The sequence below is a fragment of the Microbacterium rhizosphaerae genome, assembly GCF_034120055.1.
In the GTDB taxonomy this organism is placed as follows: Bacteria; Actinomycetota; Actinomycetes; order Actinomycetales; family Microbacteriaceae; genus Microbacterium; species Microbacterium rhizosphaerae.
The window spans coordinates 3671725-3685404 of sequence record NZ_CP139368.1; the positions used below are offsets into that span (position 1 = coordinate 3671725).

The window sequence follows — 13680 nt, forward strand, 5'->3', positions numbered from 1 at the left end:
GCGGCGACGCCCGGCTGCCGTCATCCGGCGCTCGCGGGAACGCCCGACAGCAGCTCCGCGAAGACCTCGGCCGCCGTCTCGCCGCGCGAGAGGCCGGCCGCCTGCCCGGCCCACAGCGACACCAGCTCGCCGTCGCCCTTCGCGCCGGCCGCGGCGCGGAATCCTCCGGTCAGCCAGTTCTGCGCCGGGAACGGGGCGATGACGCCGCTCGCCTCGATCTCGCGCATCGCGCGATTCGGGATGCCGCGGGCCAGCCGCCCGCTCATCGCCCGCGTGAGGACGGTGGAGGTGTCGGATGCCGCCGCGAGCGCGGCGCGATGCGCATCCGTCGCCGCCGACTCGCGCGTGCGCAGGAACGCCGACCCGACCTGCACGCCCGAGGCCCCGAGGGCGAAGGCCGCGGCGACCCCGCGACGGTCGGCGATGCCGCCCGCCGCGATCACCGGCGCGCGGACCGCGTCGACCACCTGTGGGATGAGCGCGAACGTTCCGACGAGGGACTTCTCCGCGGGGGCGGCGAACGAGACGCGGTGACCGCCGGCCTCCGAGCCGCTGGCGACGATCGCGTCGACGCCCGCGGCATCCAGCGACACCGCCTCATGAACGGTCGTCGCCGTGCCGACCACCCGGATGCCCTTCGCCTGCAGCCGCTGCACCACGTCGCGCGGGGGCACGCCGAACACGAGACTCAGCACCGCGGGCGCGGCCTCCTCCACGGCCTCGAGCTGCACCCGCAGGTCGGGCAGGAAAGCCTGTGGCACGGTCGGCGGCTCGAGTCCGAGCTCCGCATAGAACGGAGCGACCGCATCGATGAACGGCCCGAGATCCAGCCGCGGGGGCACCACCTCGTCGCCCGTGGGCAGCCACAGGTTCACCGCGAACGGACGGGACGTCGCATCCTTCAGCTGCGCGATCGTGTCGTGGATGCGCTGCGCCGAGTATCCGTACAGGCCGTAGCCGCCGAGGCCGCCGAGATTGCTGACCGCAGCGGTCAGCTCGATCGAGGAGAGCCCGCCGAAGGGGCCGAGGAGGATGGGGTGTTCGACGCCGAAGATGCTCATGCCCGCGACGCTACTCCGCGGGTCCGAACCGGGCTCCGGGTGCGGCAGGTCCTCCCCGGTAGGATGGAACGCTTGGCCCGGATTCGGAAGGGAGGCTCCATGACTCGGAAGAACGAGCCGAGCCTCATCGGCGCCACGGGCTTCGCCTACTTCCCCATCGCCCTCATCGCCCGCTTCCCCTACGCGATGATGGTCGTCGGCGTGCTGACCCTCGTCGTCTCCGGGCGCGGATCGCTCGCGCTCGGCGGAGTGAACTCTGCGATGGTCGGCCTCGGCGCCGCGATCTGCGGCCCGCTCATCGGCGTCGCCGCCGACCGCTGGGGGCAGCGCCCCGTCGTGCTGGCGACGGCGATCGCCAACAGCATCGTGCTGCTGACCCTCGCGTGGGTCGTCTACAGCCCGCTTCCCGATCCGGCGGTGCTGCTCACCTCGCTCCTGGTCGGAGCGACGGCCCCCCAGGTGTCGCCCATGTCGCGCAGCCGACTCGTCGGCATCATCGACCGGGTGTTCCCGCGGGCGCGGCGACCCCGCATCCTGAACGGCACGATGGCGTACGAGTCGTCGGCCGACGAGATCGTCTTCGTCTTCGGTCCGGTCGTCGTCGGCGTGCTCGCGACGGCGTTCAGCCCTGCCGCGCCGATCGTCGCGGCCGCGGTGCTGACGGCCGTGTTCGTCACCGCATTCGCGCTGCACCGCACGGGGCGCACCACCGTCCCGATCACGCGTCCGGAGGGCATGCCGCCGGCGACGGCGGACATCGCGACACAGGCTCCCGCGCGGGAGCTGCTCGGCATCCGTCTGATCACGATCACCGTGGGAGCGCTCGGCATGGGCCTCTTCTTCGGCGCGATGCTGACGTCGCTCACAGCATTCATGACCGATCGGGGCGCCGCGACCGAGGCGGGACTCGTGTACGGCGCCATGGGCGTGGGCTCGGCGATCTTCGCGCTCGGGGTCATGATCCTGCCGCCGCGGTTCTCACTGCGGGCGCGTTGGCTGGTGTTCTCGAGCATCGTGCTGCTCGGAAGCCTCTCGCTCCCCTTCGTCCGCGACGTGCCGCAGATGGCGTGGGCGCTGCTCGTGATCGGCGTCGGCATCGGGCCGACGCTCGTGACGCAGTACAGCCTCGGCGCGGCGTACAGCCCGCGCGGACGGTCGGCCACCGTCATGACGATCCTCGGCTCGGGGGTGATCGTCGGGCAGTCGGCGGCATCGGCCATCACCGGCGCGATCGGACAGTCGATGGGGACCCCCGCCGCGCTCCTCACCCCCATCGTCGCCGCGGCGGTCGTCGCGGGCGCGGGCATCGTGAACGCCGCGCTCGGCTCGCGGCACTGAGCCGGCCTCAGGCGGTGTCGTCGACGACGGGATCGATGGATGCTGCGACCCCCCGCATCCCCATCGCGGACGACAAGTGCGCGAGCGCGTCGCGGGCGGTCGTCACCGCGACGAGCGCGTAGACCACGAGGGAGGACTGCCGCGTATCGGTTTCGACGTGCAGCTCGGCGTCGTTCTTCGCCAGCGTGAAGCCGAAATGCGTGAGGTCGGCCAGAGCCGTCCAGGCGACGTGCGGCAGGCTGCCGTCGCCGTACGCCTCGGCGACCGGCACGGACGGGGGCAGCTCGCGCCGCACGGCTCGGGTCGTGACGCCCGCCGCGAGAGCCGCCGCGTCGATGTGGGCGAGCGCGGCGTCGCCGTGTTCCGCGAGGCGTGATGCCAGCTGGTCGTAGAGCTGCGGGGGGATCGACGCATCCCTCGCCTGGGCCAGACGCTCGTGATCGGCGGCGAACCGGCTCACGTCGGCGCGCAGGGCGCGCGCGAAGCGCTCGAGCCGCTGCTGGCGGGTCTCGGGCGCGAGCAGCCACGTGAGGGTCGCCGCGTTCTCGATGGCTCCGCGCAGGAGCGGCGGCAGCAGCACGAGGTCGAGCGCCAGCTCGCCGGGCGCCGTGCGCAGCGCCGAGCGGTGCAGCTCGTCGAGGTAGGTCGCGGCCGCGGTCGCACGCTGCTGCACGTACACCGCGAAGGCCAGGCGGCCCTCCGCGGTGCGCGTCGCCTCCTCGTCCGCGCGCAGGCTCGCCTCCGCGGAGACGGGGGCAGCAGCGAGCGACCGGAGCGCATCGGACAGCTCACCGCACGTCGTGAACGCGCGCCGCAGCGCCGTCGTCATGTCTGCGTCGGTGGGGTGGGGCACGGCGGCCTCGGGCATCCCGTCAGTATGCCCGAGGCGTGGCGCGGGATCGCACCGGCGGAAGCGCTCGTCTTTCGCGTGTCCCCGGCGCGGGCCGTGTCGGGCGAGGGCGGCGCGCAGACGTAGGATCGTCGCGACGTTCAGCCGGAAAGGACGCATGCTCGATCTGATGCCGTGGGCGTGGGCCCTGCTCGCCCTGGCGGCGGCGATCGTCGGCGTGTCCAAGACCGCACTCCCCGGTGCGAGCACGATCTCGGTCGCGATCTTCGCCGCGTTCCTGCCCGCGCGGACCTCGACGGGAGCGCTCCTGATCCTCCTGATCGTCGGCGACGTCTTCGCCCTGCTCACCTACCGCCGGCACGCGCACTGGCCGACGCTGCTGCGCCTGGCCCCGCCCGTCGCGGCCGGCATCGCGTTGGGCGCACTCTTCCTCGCCTTCGCGAGCAACGCGATCGTGAAGCCCGTCATCGGCGTCATCCTCCTGGGCATGGTGGCGATCACGCTCTGGCGGAGGCGCTCCGCATCCACCGACGCCATCACGCACACGAATCTGTCCGCGACGATCGGCTACGGCACGCTCGGCGGGTTCACCACGATGGTGGCCAACGCCGGCGGACCGGTCATGTCGATGTACCTGCTCGCGATGCGCACGCCGGTCAAGGTGTTCCTCGGCACCGCGGCGTGGTTCTTCGCGATCGTGAACATCATCAAGCTGCCGATCCTCGTCGGCCTCGGCCTCATCACGGTGCCGGTGCTGCTGCTGGATGCGGTCCTCATCCCGCTCGTGGTCGTGGGGGCGCTGCTCGGCCGATGGATGATCCCCCGCATCCACCAGGCGCTCTTCGACCGGATCGTGCTCATCCTCACGATCGTCGGCGCCGCGTATCTGCTCATCCCCTGATCGCGCGGACCTTTGCAGACGCCGCGAGATCGTGCAACCCCCTGACGCCGGAGAGCCCCGGTGGAACAATGGAGACGTCGGGGATGCACCCATGACGAGAGCGCTCCCCCGGCGTCGGGAGGAGGACGAGCAGTGAACGCATCGAGAGACGACACCACGCCGGGAACGACCCACGGCAGCTGGGGTGCGGGGCATCCCCACCTCATCGTGTCGCAGGACGGCACGCACCGCATCTTCAACCTCGAGTCCGACAACGTGCGCATCGGCAGCGCGGTCGATTCGGAGCTCAGGCTGGCGGACATCGACCCGCTGCACGCGCAGATCGTGCACGACGCCCACGACGAGTACGTGCTGATCCCGCACGGGGCGATGGATCTCAGCCACGCTCCGATGTACATCGAGGCCGTCGACGCCGAGGGCGCGATCCTGCGCACCGGCGCACGGTTCACGATGGGCGGATGGATGTTCGTGTACGCGCGCGACGAGTTCGCCGACCACGGCCGGCCCTACGGCGGCCGGGAAGGCGGCGAGGGCACGCACCAGTCGCGGCAGCCGGAGCGCCCGGACTACACCGGATCGCACCCGACCGGGCCATGACGGCCGCCGAGTCCTGACGTTGGCACCGACCGGTCAGTCGCCCGGCGGGGCCCCCGTCGTCGAGCGCACCACGAGCTCGTAGGGCGCCGGCGGCACATCGGGCCAGTCGCCCGAGCCGCCCACCAGATGTCCGAGCACCCAGCCGGCGGCGTCGCGTCCCTGCTGCTCCGGCTCCTGCTGGACGGTCGTGAGGCCGAGCGCCTCGGCGTAGTCGTGGCCGTCGATGCCGATCACCGACACCTCGTCCGGCACGACGATCCCTGCGGCCTGCAGCGCGAACAGCACCCCGGCGGCCATCTCGTCCGAGGTGCACAGGAGCGCGGTGGGCAGCTCCTCGCCCGACGCGAGCAGGCGATCCATCGCCTGCTTGGCCACGCCGAAGCGATAGCCCCCGGACAGCATCCATTCGTCGCGCACGTCGATGCCCGCCTCCGCGAGTGTGTCGACGAAGGCGGCCGAGCGGATCTGCGGCACCGTGCTGTTCAGTCCCTCGGCGTCGACCCCGCCGACGAGGCCGATGCGCCGGTGGCCCAGCCCGATGAGATGCCGTGTCGCCGTCACCACGACGGCGTGGTCGTCGACGCCGACGCGCGGCATCCCGTGGGTGGGACCGCCGACGCCGATCGTCGGCAGTCCCACCTCGTCGAGCTGACGGAGCTCCTCCGCCGCGAAGTCCGTCGACAGCACGATGAGACCGTCGACCCGCCGCCGCAGGAGCGACCGGTGGAACAGCCGCTCCTCGCCGCCGCCGCGACTGAGGTCGAACAGCACCACGTCGTAGTTCGCCTCGGCGAGCGCGGCGTCGATGCCGCTCACGACGGATGCGTAGAACCAGCGCCGCAGCGACGGCACCACGACGCCGATCGCATGATGCCTCCCGGTCGTGAGACCGGATGCAGCCAGCGACGGGATGTAGCCGTCGCGCTCGGCCACCCCGCGCACCGCCTCCACGGTGGCCGGCGAGATCCCCGGCATGCCGCGCAGTGCCCGCGAGACGGTGGATTTCGACAGCCCCAACTCGCGGGCGATGTCTATGAGGGAGGTCATGACACACGTCCGTCCTATCGATCGGCACCTCCGCCCGTACCAGCGGAGATGCGGCTCCTGCGCCGATACAGGATGGCGACGACCACGGCGACGACACCGGTCAGCGTCGCCCACAGCAGCGCCGGCTGACCGGTGATCTCGCACCCCAGCGTGATCAGGAACAGCCCCCCGCCGAGGGCCACCAGCACCCCCAGCGCAAAATCGAGCCTAGTGGTGGGCCGGCGAGGGGCGCGGTACGTCACGGTCAGCCCTTCACTCCGCCGGCGGTCAGGCCGGCGACGATCTTGCGCTGGAGGATCAGCACCAGGATGACGAGCGGCACGGTCACGATGGTGCCCGCCGCCATGATGGCGGTGTAGGGCTCCTGGTGGGGCTGCGACCCGGTGAACCCGGCGATCGCGACCGTCACCGTCTGCGTGGCGTCGGTCGACAGCACGCTCGCGATCAGGTACTCGTTCCAGCTGGCGATGAAGGCGAGGATCGCGGTGGTGAACACGGCGGGCGCGGCCAGCGGCAGGATGATCTTGATGAACGCCGTGAAACGTGTGCAGCCGTCGACGCGCGCCGCCTCCTCGAGATCCCATGGCATCTCGCGCAGGAACGACGCCAAGGTGTACACCGTCAGAGGCAGCGCGAACGAGATGCTCGGGATGATCAGTACCTGGTAGGTGCCCGTCCAGCCGAGGTTCGTGAACAGCTGGAACAGCGGCGTCAGCAGCGCGACCGCGGGGAACATCGACGCCCCGAGGATGATACCGGCCAGGAACGCCTTTCCGGCGAACTCGAGTCGCGCCAGTGCATAGGCGGCCGTGACGCCGAACACGAGCGCGATGAGCGTCACGCTGACACCGACGATGAGGCTGTTGCCGATCGCGCGCAGGAGGTGATTGCCCAGCTGCGTCGAGAAGGCCGTCACGAAGTTGTCGAGCGTCGCAGGGATCGGGATCAGCGAGGTGTCGTACGTGTAGTCCACCGGGCGGAAGGCCGTGACGATCATCCAGTAGAACGGTGCCAGGCACCAGATGACGATGATGATCGCCTGGACGCCCGTCCGGATGCTCGCTCCGGCCTTCTTGCGCGCGCGGGTGCTGTTGCGGGTCCTGTTCTCCGCTGCGGGCTTCGGGGTCGTACCGGCGGCGACCTCGGTGCTGGTGACGCTCACCGGAGTTCTCCCTTCTGCTGCGCTTCCGTCGTCGCCACCACGTTGGCGCCGAGGAAGCGCACGAAGATGAAGGCGACGGCGAAGATGAGCAGGAACGTCAGCGTCGACAGCGCGGCCGCCGCATTGAAGCCCTGCCTGATCTGATTGACCACGAGTATCGACAGGGTGGTCGTGGCATTGCCTGGCCCACCGCCCGTCAGGATCGCCGGCAGGTCGTACATGCGCAGCGCGTCCAGCGTGCGGAAGAGGATCGCGACCATGAGGGCGGGCTTGATCAGCGGCAGCGTGATGCGGAAGAACTGCTGCACCGTGCTCGCGCCGTCCACCCGGGAGGCCTCATAGATCTCGTCCGGGATGATCTGCAGCCCTGCGAGGATCAGCAGAGCCATGAACGGTGTCGTCTTCCAGACGTCGGCGATGATGATGGCGATGCGCGCCGGCCATGCCTGACTGGTCCAGAGGATCTGCGCATGGAGTATCACGTTCGCGATGCCGGCGGTGGCGAAGATGAAGAACCACAGCTTGGCCGTGACAGCCGTGGGGATCGCCCACGGGACGAGGACCGAGGCCCGAACGAGCGCGCGGCCGCGGTAGGCGCGGTTCATGATCAGCGCCATCCACAGGCCGAGGATCGTCTCGAGGACCACGGTCGTGATCGTGAAGAAGAACGTGTTGAAGATCGACGTCCAGAAGCTGGCGCCGTTCGTGCCCGGCGGGCAGGGAACGGGTCCACACTGCTGGAGCAGCCAGTGGGTGTAGTTCGAGAACCCGGCGAAGCCGCCCTGCTCGAACAGTCCCGTGGCTGCGTTGAGGCCGGCGTCCTTCTGGAACGACTGGATGACCGCCGCCACGAGCGGATATCCGATCACCACCGCGAGGATCAGGATGCTCGGGGCGATCAGCCAGAGCGCTGCGCGGCGTTCGTGGGTCTTGACCGCCGCCTTGTCGGATTTCCTGCCGCGGGGCGACTTGGCCTTCGCCTCGGGCGCGGCGTCTACGACTGCCATGGGAGGACTCCTCTCTCCGTTGAGTGGGTCGGATGACGTTCTTGGGGATGAGGGATCCGGGACGGCCGGCGGACCGGCCGCCCCGGATCGAGGATGGTTATCCGTTTGCTGCGGACTTGATCGCGTCCTGCATGTTCTTCAGGCCGCTGTTGACGTCGGCCGCCCCGGAGAGCACCTGGAAGGCGTTCACCTGGATGGCCTGCGTGACCGCGGGGTAGAACGGCGTGACGGGGCGCGGAACCGCCTTCAGGATCGACTGCTTCAGCACGGGCAGGTACGGGTTCGTCTTGATCAGATCCTGATCGTCGTACAGGGCCGTGATGACCGGGGCGAGGGATGCCTTCTGCACGAAGATCTTCTGGATCTCCTGGCTCTCGAGGAACTGCAGGAAGTCGTGCGCCGTCGCCTGGTGCTTCGAGTACGCCGAGATGGCCGCGTTGTGGCCACCCAGCGAGGAGGCCGTCACGAGCGGGGCGATCGCGAACTTGTCCTTGACCACCGAGGTGGCGTCGGTCGTCGCGAGGCTGTAGGCGTAGGGCCAGTTGCGCATGAAGAGGTACTTGCCCGCCTCGAACGCCTGACGGCTCGGCTCCTCCATGAACGTCAGGTTCTCCTGGGGGATGTTGCCGTTCTTGAAGGCGTCGACCAACTGCTGCATGCCCTTCTTGGCCGCGTCCGTCTCCAGGTTCGGCGTCTTGCCGTCCGACTTGACGATCTCGCCGCCCGCACCGTTGATGCTCTCGGCCACGTTGACCGTCAGGCCCTCGTACTGCTTGAACTGGCCGGCGTAGCAGTTGATGCCTGCGGCCTTGGCCTTCGCGCAGTCGGCCATCATCTCGTCCCACGTGGTCGGGGGCGTGGAGATGATGTCCTTGCGGTAGTACAGCAGGCCGCCGTCCGACGACACCGGTGCGGCATAGAGCTTGCCGATGTAGGTCGCCGACTTCACCGTGGCGGGCAGGAGGTTGCTCGTGTCGATCTTGAGGGCGCCCTCGAGCGGCTGCAGCCACCCCTTGGCCGCGAACTCGGCCGTCCACACCACGTCGACGCTGACGACGTCGTAGTTGGAGTTCTTGGCCTGGAAATTCTGCACGAGGTCGTCGTGCTGCTGGTTGGCGTCCGTGGACTGCTCCTTGAGCGTGACCTTCTCGCTCGGGTGCTTCTGGTTCCACATGTCGATGACGGGCTGGACGACGTTGTTGTTGTCCTTGCCCTGCACGTACGTGATCGGACCGCGGCTGCTGTTCGCCGCGCCGCTGGAAGAGCCTCCTCCACTGCCCGAACAACCGCTCAGCGCCAGTCCTCCGACCGCGAGAGCGGTCGCGAAGACAAGTGTTGCTTTCTTCACTGTGTTCTCCTCACTGAGACGCAAGCCTCTTGGGGCTCGATCTGGGGTGACGATACACGCCTCGGAACCCTTGGTGCAACCGGTTGCGACAACCGGTTGCGCCTCCCTTGCACAGCACGTTGCGGCGTGCCAGGATGACGGGACCCAAAAATCGTGCGAGACCTGCGGCGGCCTGCCGCCGACGACATGAGCGAGGCGATGTGAGCGACACCTTCTCCACTACCGGGACCGAGTCCGACGCGACGGAGGCCGCGAGCGCCGACGACAGGTGGTGGCGGGACGCCGTCGTGTACCAGATCTACCCGCGCTCGTTCGCGGACGGCGACGGCGACGGGATGGGCGACTTCGCCGGCATCACCTCGAAGGTCCCGTACCTCGCGCGCCTCGGCGTGGACGCGGTGTGGATCTCTCCGTTCTACGTCTCGCCGCAGCGCGATGCCGGCTACGACGTCGCCGACTACACCGACGTCGACCCGCGTTTCGGCTCACTGGCCGACGTCGACGCCTTCATCGCCGTCGCGCATGCCGCCGGCATCCGCGTCATCGTCGACCTCGTCCCCAACCACTCCTCGAGCGCGCACCCGTGGTTCCAGGCCGCGCTCGCGTCGGCGCCCGGCAGCCGTGAGCGCGCCCGGTACATGTTCCGCCGCGGCTCGGGGCCGGATGCCTCGCTGCCCCCGAACAACTGGCACTCGGTGTTCGGCGGCTCCGCGTGGGAGCCCGTCGGCGACGGCGACTGGTATCTGCACCTGTTCGATCCCAGCCAGCCCGACTTCGACTGGTCCGACCCGGAGGTCGCCGACATGTTCGACGACGTCCTGCGCTTCTGGCTCGACCGCGGCGTCGACGGCTTCCGCGTCGACGTCGCCCACAGCCTCGTGAAGGCCGAGGGACTCCCCGACAACACGGTCATGCGCGACATCCAGGGCGCCGGCGGCGACCGCGGTCCGATGTGGGACCAGGACGGCGTCCACGACATCTACCGGCGCTGGCGCCGGCTGCTGGACGCGTACACCCCGCCCCGCATCCTCGTCGCGGAGGCGTGGGTCCACCCCGCCGACCGCATGGCGCGCTACGTGCGCGCCGATGAGATGCACCAGGCCTTCAACTTCCCGTACATGCTGTCGGGATGGTCGGCGCAGGCGCTGCGCGCGACGATCGACGAGTCGCTCGCGGCGAACCACGCGGTGGATGCCACGACCACGTGGGTGCAGTCGAACCACGACGTCGTGCGGCATGCGACGCGGTTCGGCCAGGCCGATCCGACGACGTGGGTCAACGGCATCGGGCCCGACGACCCGCAGCCCGACCGGGAGCTCGGCCTCCGGCGGGCGCGGGCGATCGCGCTGCTGACCCTCGCCCTCCCGGGCTCCGCGTACATCTACCAAGGAGAGGAGCTGGGGCTCCCGGACCACACGACTCTTCCCGCCGACGTGCGGCAGGACCCGACGTTCATCCGGACGGGCGGCGCCGAGATCGGGCGGGATGGATGCCGGGTCCCGCTCCCCTGGCGCGCCGACGCGCCGGCCTTCGGCTTCAACGAGACGGGCGCGTCGTGGCTGCCCCAGCCCGCGGTCTTCGGCGAGCTCGCCGCAGATGTGCAGGAGGACGACCCCGCATCCACGCTCTCGCTGTATCGCTCGGCACTCCGGCTGCGGCACGAGCGCGGACTCGGACGCACCGCCCTGGCGTGGAACGACAGCCCCGCGACGGCGCTGGATGCCGACCTCGGCGATCTCCGCATGATCGTCAACACCGGCTCCGAGCCGGTCGCGCTGCCGGAGGACGCCCGCGTCCTGCTGGCGAGTGTGCCGGATGCCGTGGCCGACGGTCGCCTGGCGGGAGATGCCGCCGTCTGGCTCGACCTGCGCGGTTGAGCGGGCGCCGAGCGGGCTGCTCGATCAGAGCGGCAGCTCGGCGCTCCACGGCGGGTTCGCGCCGGGGCGCGAGACGGTGATGGCCGCACTCTCGAGCGCGACCTGGAGCACGTGCGCCCACCCGAGCGCCGGCGCCCCGCCCGCTGCCACGACGGCGGCCCCTTCGTCAGCCGCGACGGCCGCCAGGAGCCCGGACATGAAGGCGTCGCCCGCGCCCACGGTGTCGGCGACGACCACCGGGCGCGCCGGGACGTCCAGCACGATGTCGTCCGCCAGGGCGACGCATCCCGCCGGCCCGCGGGTGGCGATCGCGAGCCGGACGCCGAGCGCCTGGAACCGCCGCAGCACGCCCTCGAGCGACTCGCCGGGGTAGAGCCATGCGGCGTCCTCGTCGCTGAGCTTCACCACGTGGCTCGCGGCCGCGAGGCGCTCGGTCTGCACGATCGCCTCCGCACGCGGACCGATGAGGGCCGGGCGGATGTTGGGGTCGAAGCTCACGAGCGTTCGCCGGTCCACAGCCTCGAGGGCATCGTTCACGACGGACGCGCCGGGCTCGAGGTAGGCGCCGATCGAGCCGATGTGGACCAGGTCGAAGCTGGCGAGGTCGACCGGCGGCAGGTCCCACACGACGTCGAAGTCGTATCGCGCGACTCCTTCGTCGTCCAGCACGACGACCGCCGCCGACGTCCGCTCGTCCACGACCGACCCGTCCAGGAGGGCGACTCCCGAGCCGGTCACATGCTCCTCGATCAGCCGCCCGTGCTCGTCGCTCCCGATGCGCGTGGTCATCGAGACATCCATCCCGAGACGCGCGAGTCCGACAGCGACGTTCACGGGAGAGCCGCCCGGATGCGGCACTCCGCGGATGACGTCGACGAGCGCCTCCCCGATCACGGCCACCCGTGTCATGCACCACCTCCGAGATCGATCACGGCAAGAGTCTCGACGACAGCGGTGCCCTCTGTCGAGACCTCGAGCCGCCGCGCATCGCCGAGCAGTGCCAGGTCGGTGATCGAGCGCAGACCTCCGGCAGCGAACACCTCGACCGAGCAGGTGTCCACGACGATGGTGACATCGACGGCGTCCGCATCGCCGGGCACGCAGGCGGATTCGACGCTCGGGAAGCCGGGATGGATCTCACCCGCCGCCCTGCGGTCGACGGTGACGCGGCCGCGCCGGCAGCCGACCGACACCCGGCCTTCGGCGCCGACCAGGTCGATGCAGACTCCGCCGCCATCCCCGCCCAGGCTCGCGCGCACATCGATGCGAGCCGCAGCGGGAAGCTCCGCCGTGGGTTCGATCGCCTCACCCGCGGGGAGGATCGGCTGCGACCGCAGCTGAGGACGCCCATCCACCGTGACGAGGCTCAGCCGCCGCGGCACCGTCATGGAGCCGCGCCACGGCGAGGTCGGCACTTCGGCTGCATAGTCCCAATTGCTCATCCACGCGATCAGCGTCCGCTCGTGCAGCGGCAGCCCGTTGAACGTCACACCGGCATAGCAGTCGCGGCCGAGATCGAGCCAGTCGACGTCGGCGAGGTCGTCGCCGACCGGCCGATCCGGTGTGAACCGCACACCGTCGAAGGATCCCACGACGTACTGCGTGCCCGAGCCGCCGGCGACCCCGCCGGGGTAGAGGCTGATGACGAGCACCCACCGGATGTCGTCCGGGTCGTCGTCCAGCGCCAGCGGGAACAGGTCCGGGCACTCCCACGCCCCTCCGACGGCGCCGGCCGGCCCGTAGGCCGAGAGGTACTCCCACGATCGCAGGTCGTCCGAGCGGTAGAGCACGATCTGCCGGTCCTCGGCCTCCACGGCGACCATGACCCAGAACGCGTCCGCCCCGTCGCCGTAGCGGAAGACCTTGGGATCGCGGAAGTCCCGCGATCCCCGATCGAGCACCGGGTTGCCGGCGTGCTTCGTCCACGTGATTCCACCGTCCACGCTGTAGGCGAGAGCCTGCCGCTGGATCAGCGTGACCGCGTCCACCGAGGTGTAGACCGCGACGAGCGGCGTCTGCCCGGGGGCGCCGAACCCGCTCGTGTCGTCGGCATCCACGACGGCCGAACCGGAGAAGATCCACTCGCCCTCGTCGCACGGGATGGCGACCGGATGCTCCTCCCACCGCATCAGATCGACGCTCGAGGCGTGCCCCCAGCTCATGTGGCTGTGGAGGTCGCCGAAAGGATTGTGCTGGAAGAAGAGGTGGTAGCGACCCTCGTGGAAGACGAGTCCGTTGGGGTCGTTCAGCCAGTTGCGCGCCGCGGTGAAGTGGATGAGGGGCCGGCGCGTCATCCGGACACATCCGTGATGCGGTCGGTCTCGAGCGGAGCCGCGGCGCCGTCCTCGTGCAGGGCCTTCATCTCGCCCTTGAACACGCGGGCCGACTGCCCGACGCTCTTGGCGAGAGCGGGCAGCTTGGCGGCGCCGAACAGCAGGATGAGGACGGCGACGATCAGCAGCAGATGCGGCCAGCCGAGCATTCCCATGTGA

General features: G+C 70.1%; 14 protein-coding genes. 4 read left to right on the forward strand and 10 right to left on the reverse strand.

The genetic code is table 11. The annotated features are described in order from the left end of the window. Window positions 1-20: 20 nt before the first annotated feature. Window positions 21-1061: an NAD(P)H-dependent flavin oxidoreductase gene (locus SM116_RS16675; RefSeq protein ID WP_320942088.1), complete on the reverse strand. Its 1041-nt coding sequence runs from the start codon at window positions 1059-1061 to the stop codon at window positions 21-23. 99 nt (window positions 1062-1160) lie between these two features. On the opposite strand from SM116_RS16675, the gene SM116_RS16680 reads away from it, so the two are divergent. Further along, window positions 1161-2399 (forward strand): MFS transporter, encoded by a 1239-nt coding sequence (locus SM116_RS16680; RefSeq protein ID WP_320942089.1) that lies wholly within the window; start codon window positions 1161-1163, stop codon window positions 2397-2399. Window positions 2400-2406: 7 nt separating this feature from the next. On the opposite strand, the gene SM116_RS16685 is transcribed toward SM116_RS16680, so the two are convergent. Beyond that, window positions 2407-3267: a hypothetical protein gene (locus tag SM116_RS16685; RefSeq protein ID WP_320942090.1), complete on the reverse strand. Its 861-nt coding sequence runs from the start codon at window positions 3265-3267 to the stop codon at window positions 2407-2409. Between the two features lie 139 nt (window positions 3268-3406). Here SM116_RS16685 and SM116_RS16690 point away from each other — a divergent pair, with 139 nt between their 5' ends. Continuing rightward, window positions 3407-4150: a sulfite exporter TauE/SafE family protein gene (locus SM116_RS16690; protein ID WP_320942091.1), complete on the forward strand. Its 744-nt coding sequence runs from the start codon at window positions 3407-3409 to the stop codon at window positions 4148-4150. 132 nt (window positions 4151-4282) lie between these two features. Then, complete coding sequence (locus SM116_RS16695) at window positions 4283-4747, forward strand: FHA domain-containing protein (RefSeq protein WP_320942092.1); 465 nt, start codon at window positions 4283-4285, stop codon at window positions 4745-4747. A 33-nt stretch (window positions 4748-4780) separates the two neighbouring features. Here SM116_RS16695 and SM116_RS16700 read toward each other — a convergent pair whose 3' ends face one another. The 5 genes from SM116_RS16700 to SM116_RS16720 all read right to left on the reverse strand — a co-directional run bounded on the left by SM116_RS16700 (window position 4781) and on the right by SM116_RS16720 (window position 9311). Continuing rightward, window positions 4781-5794, reverse strand: a complete 1014-nt coding sequence (locus tag SM116_RS16700) for a LacI family DNA-binding transcriptional regulator (RefSeq protein WP_320942093.1) — start codon at window positions 5792-5794, stop codon at window positions 4781-4783. 14 nt (window positions 5795-5808) lie between these two features. Beyond that, window positions 5809-5976 (reverse strand): hypothetical protein, encoded by a 168-nt coding sequence (locus SM116_RS16705; RefSeq protein WP_320942094.1) that lies wholly within the window; start codon window positions 5974-5976, stop codon window positions 5809-5811. Between the two features lie 62 nt (window positions 5977-6038). Beyond that, window positions 6039-6851 carry a carbohydrate ABC transporter permease gene (locus SM116_RS16710; RefSeq protein ID WP_425563205.1) on the reverse strand — a complete coding sequence of 271 codons (813 nt, stop codon included), beginning with the start codon at window positions 6849-6851 and terminating at the stop codon, window positions 6039-6041. 101 nt (window positions 6852-6952) lie between these two features. Next, entirely contained in the window at window positions 6953-7963 is a 1011-nt protein-coding gene (locus tag SM116_RS16715; protein WP_320942096.1) for a carbohydrate ABC transporter permease, read from the reverse strand. Window positions 7964-8060: 97 nt separating this feature from the next. Beyond that, complete coding sequence (locus SM116_RS16720) at window positions 8061-9311, reverse strand: ABC transporter substrate-binding protein (RefSeq protein ID WP_320942097.1); 1251 nt, start codon at window positions 9309-9311, stop codon at window positions 8061-8063. A gap of 134 nt (window positions 9312-9445) precedes the next feature. Here SM116_RS16720 and SM116_RS16725 point away from each other — a divergent pair, with 134 nt between their 5' ends. After that, entirely contained in the window at window positions 9446-11188 is a 1743-nt protein-coding gene (locus SM116_RS16725; protein WP_425563202.1) for a glycoside hydrolase family 13 protein, read from the forward strand. Window positions 11189-11212: 24 nt separating this feature from the next. Here the strand turns inward: SM116_RS16725 and SM116_RS16730 are convergent, their stop codons facing one another. The 3 genes from SM116_RS16730 to tatA are packed head-to-tail and all read right to left on the reverse strand — an operon-like array spanning window position 11213 to window position 13676. Next, window positions 11213-12097: a carbohydrate kinase family protein gene (locus SM116_RS16730; protein WP_320942098.1), complete on the reverse strand. Its 885-nt coding sequence runs from the start codon at window positions 12095-12097 to the stop codon at window positions 11213-11215. Beyond that, window positions 12094-13482, reverse strand: a complete 1389-nt coding sequence (locus tag SM116_RS16735) for a glycoside hydrolase family 32 protein (RefSeq protein WP_320942099.1) — start codon at window positions 13480-13482, stop codon at window positions 12094-12096. The genes SM116_RS16730 and SM116_RS16735 overlap by 4 nt, the downstream gene beginning before the upstream one ends. Continuing rightward, on the reverse strand, window positions 13479-13676 hold the full coding sequence (tatA, locus tag SM116_RS16740) for a twin-arginine translocase TatA/TatE family subunit (RefSeq protein WP_320942100.1): 198 nt from the start codon (window positions 13674-13676) through the stop codon (window positions 13479-13481). Before tatA ends, SM116_RS16735 begins: the two co-directional genes overlap by 4 nt. Window positions 13677-13680: the final 4 nt, after the last annotated feature.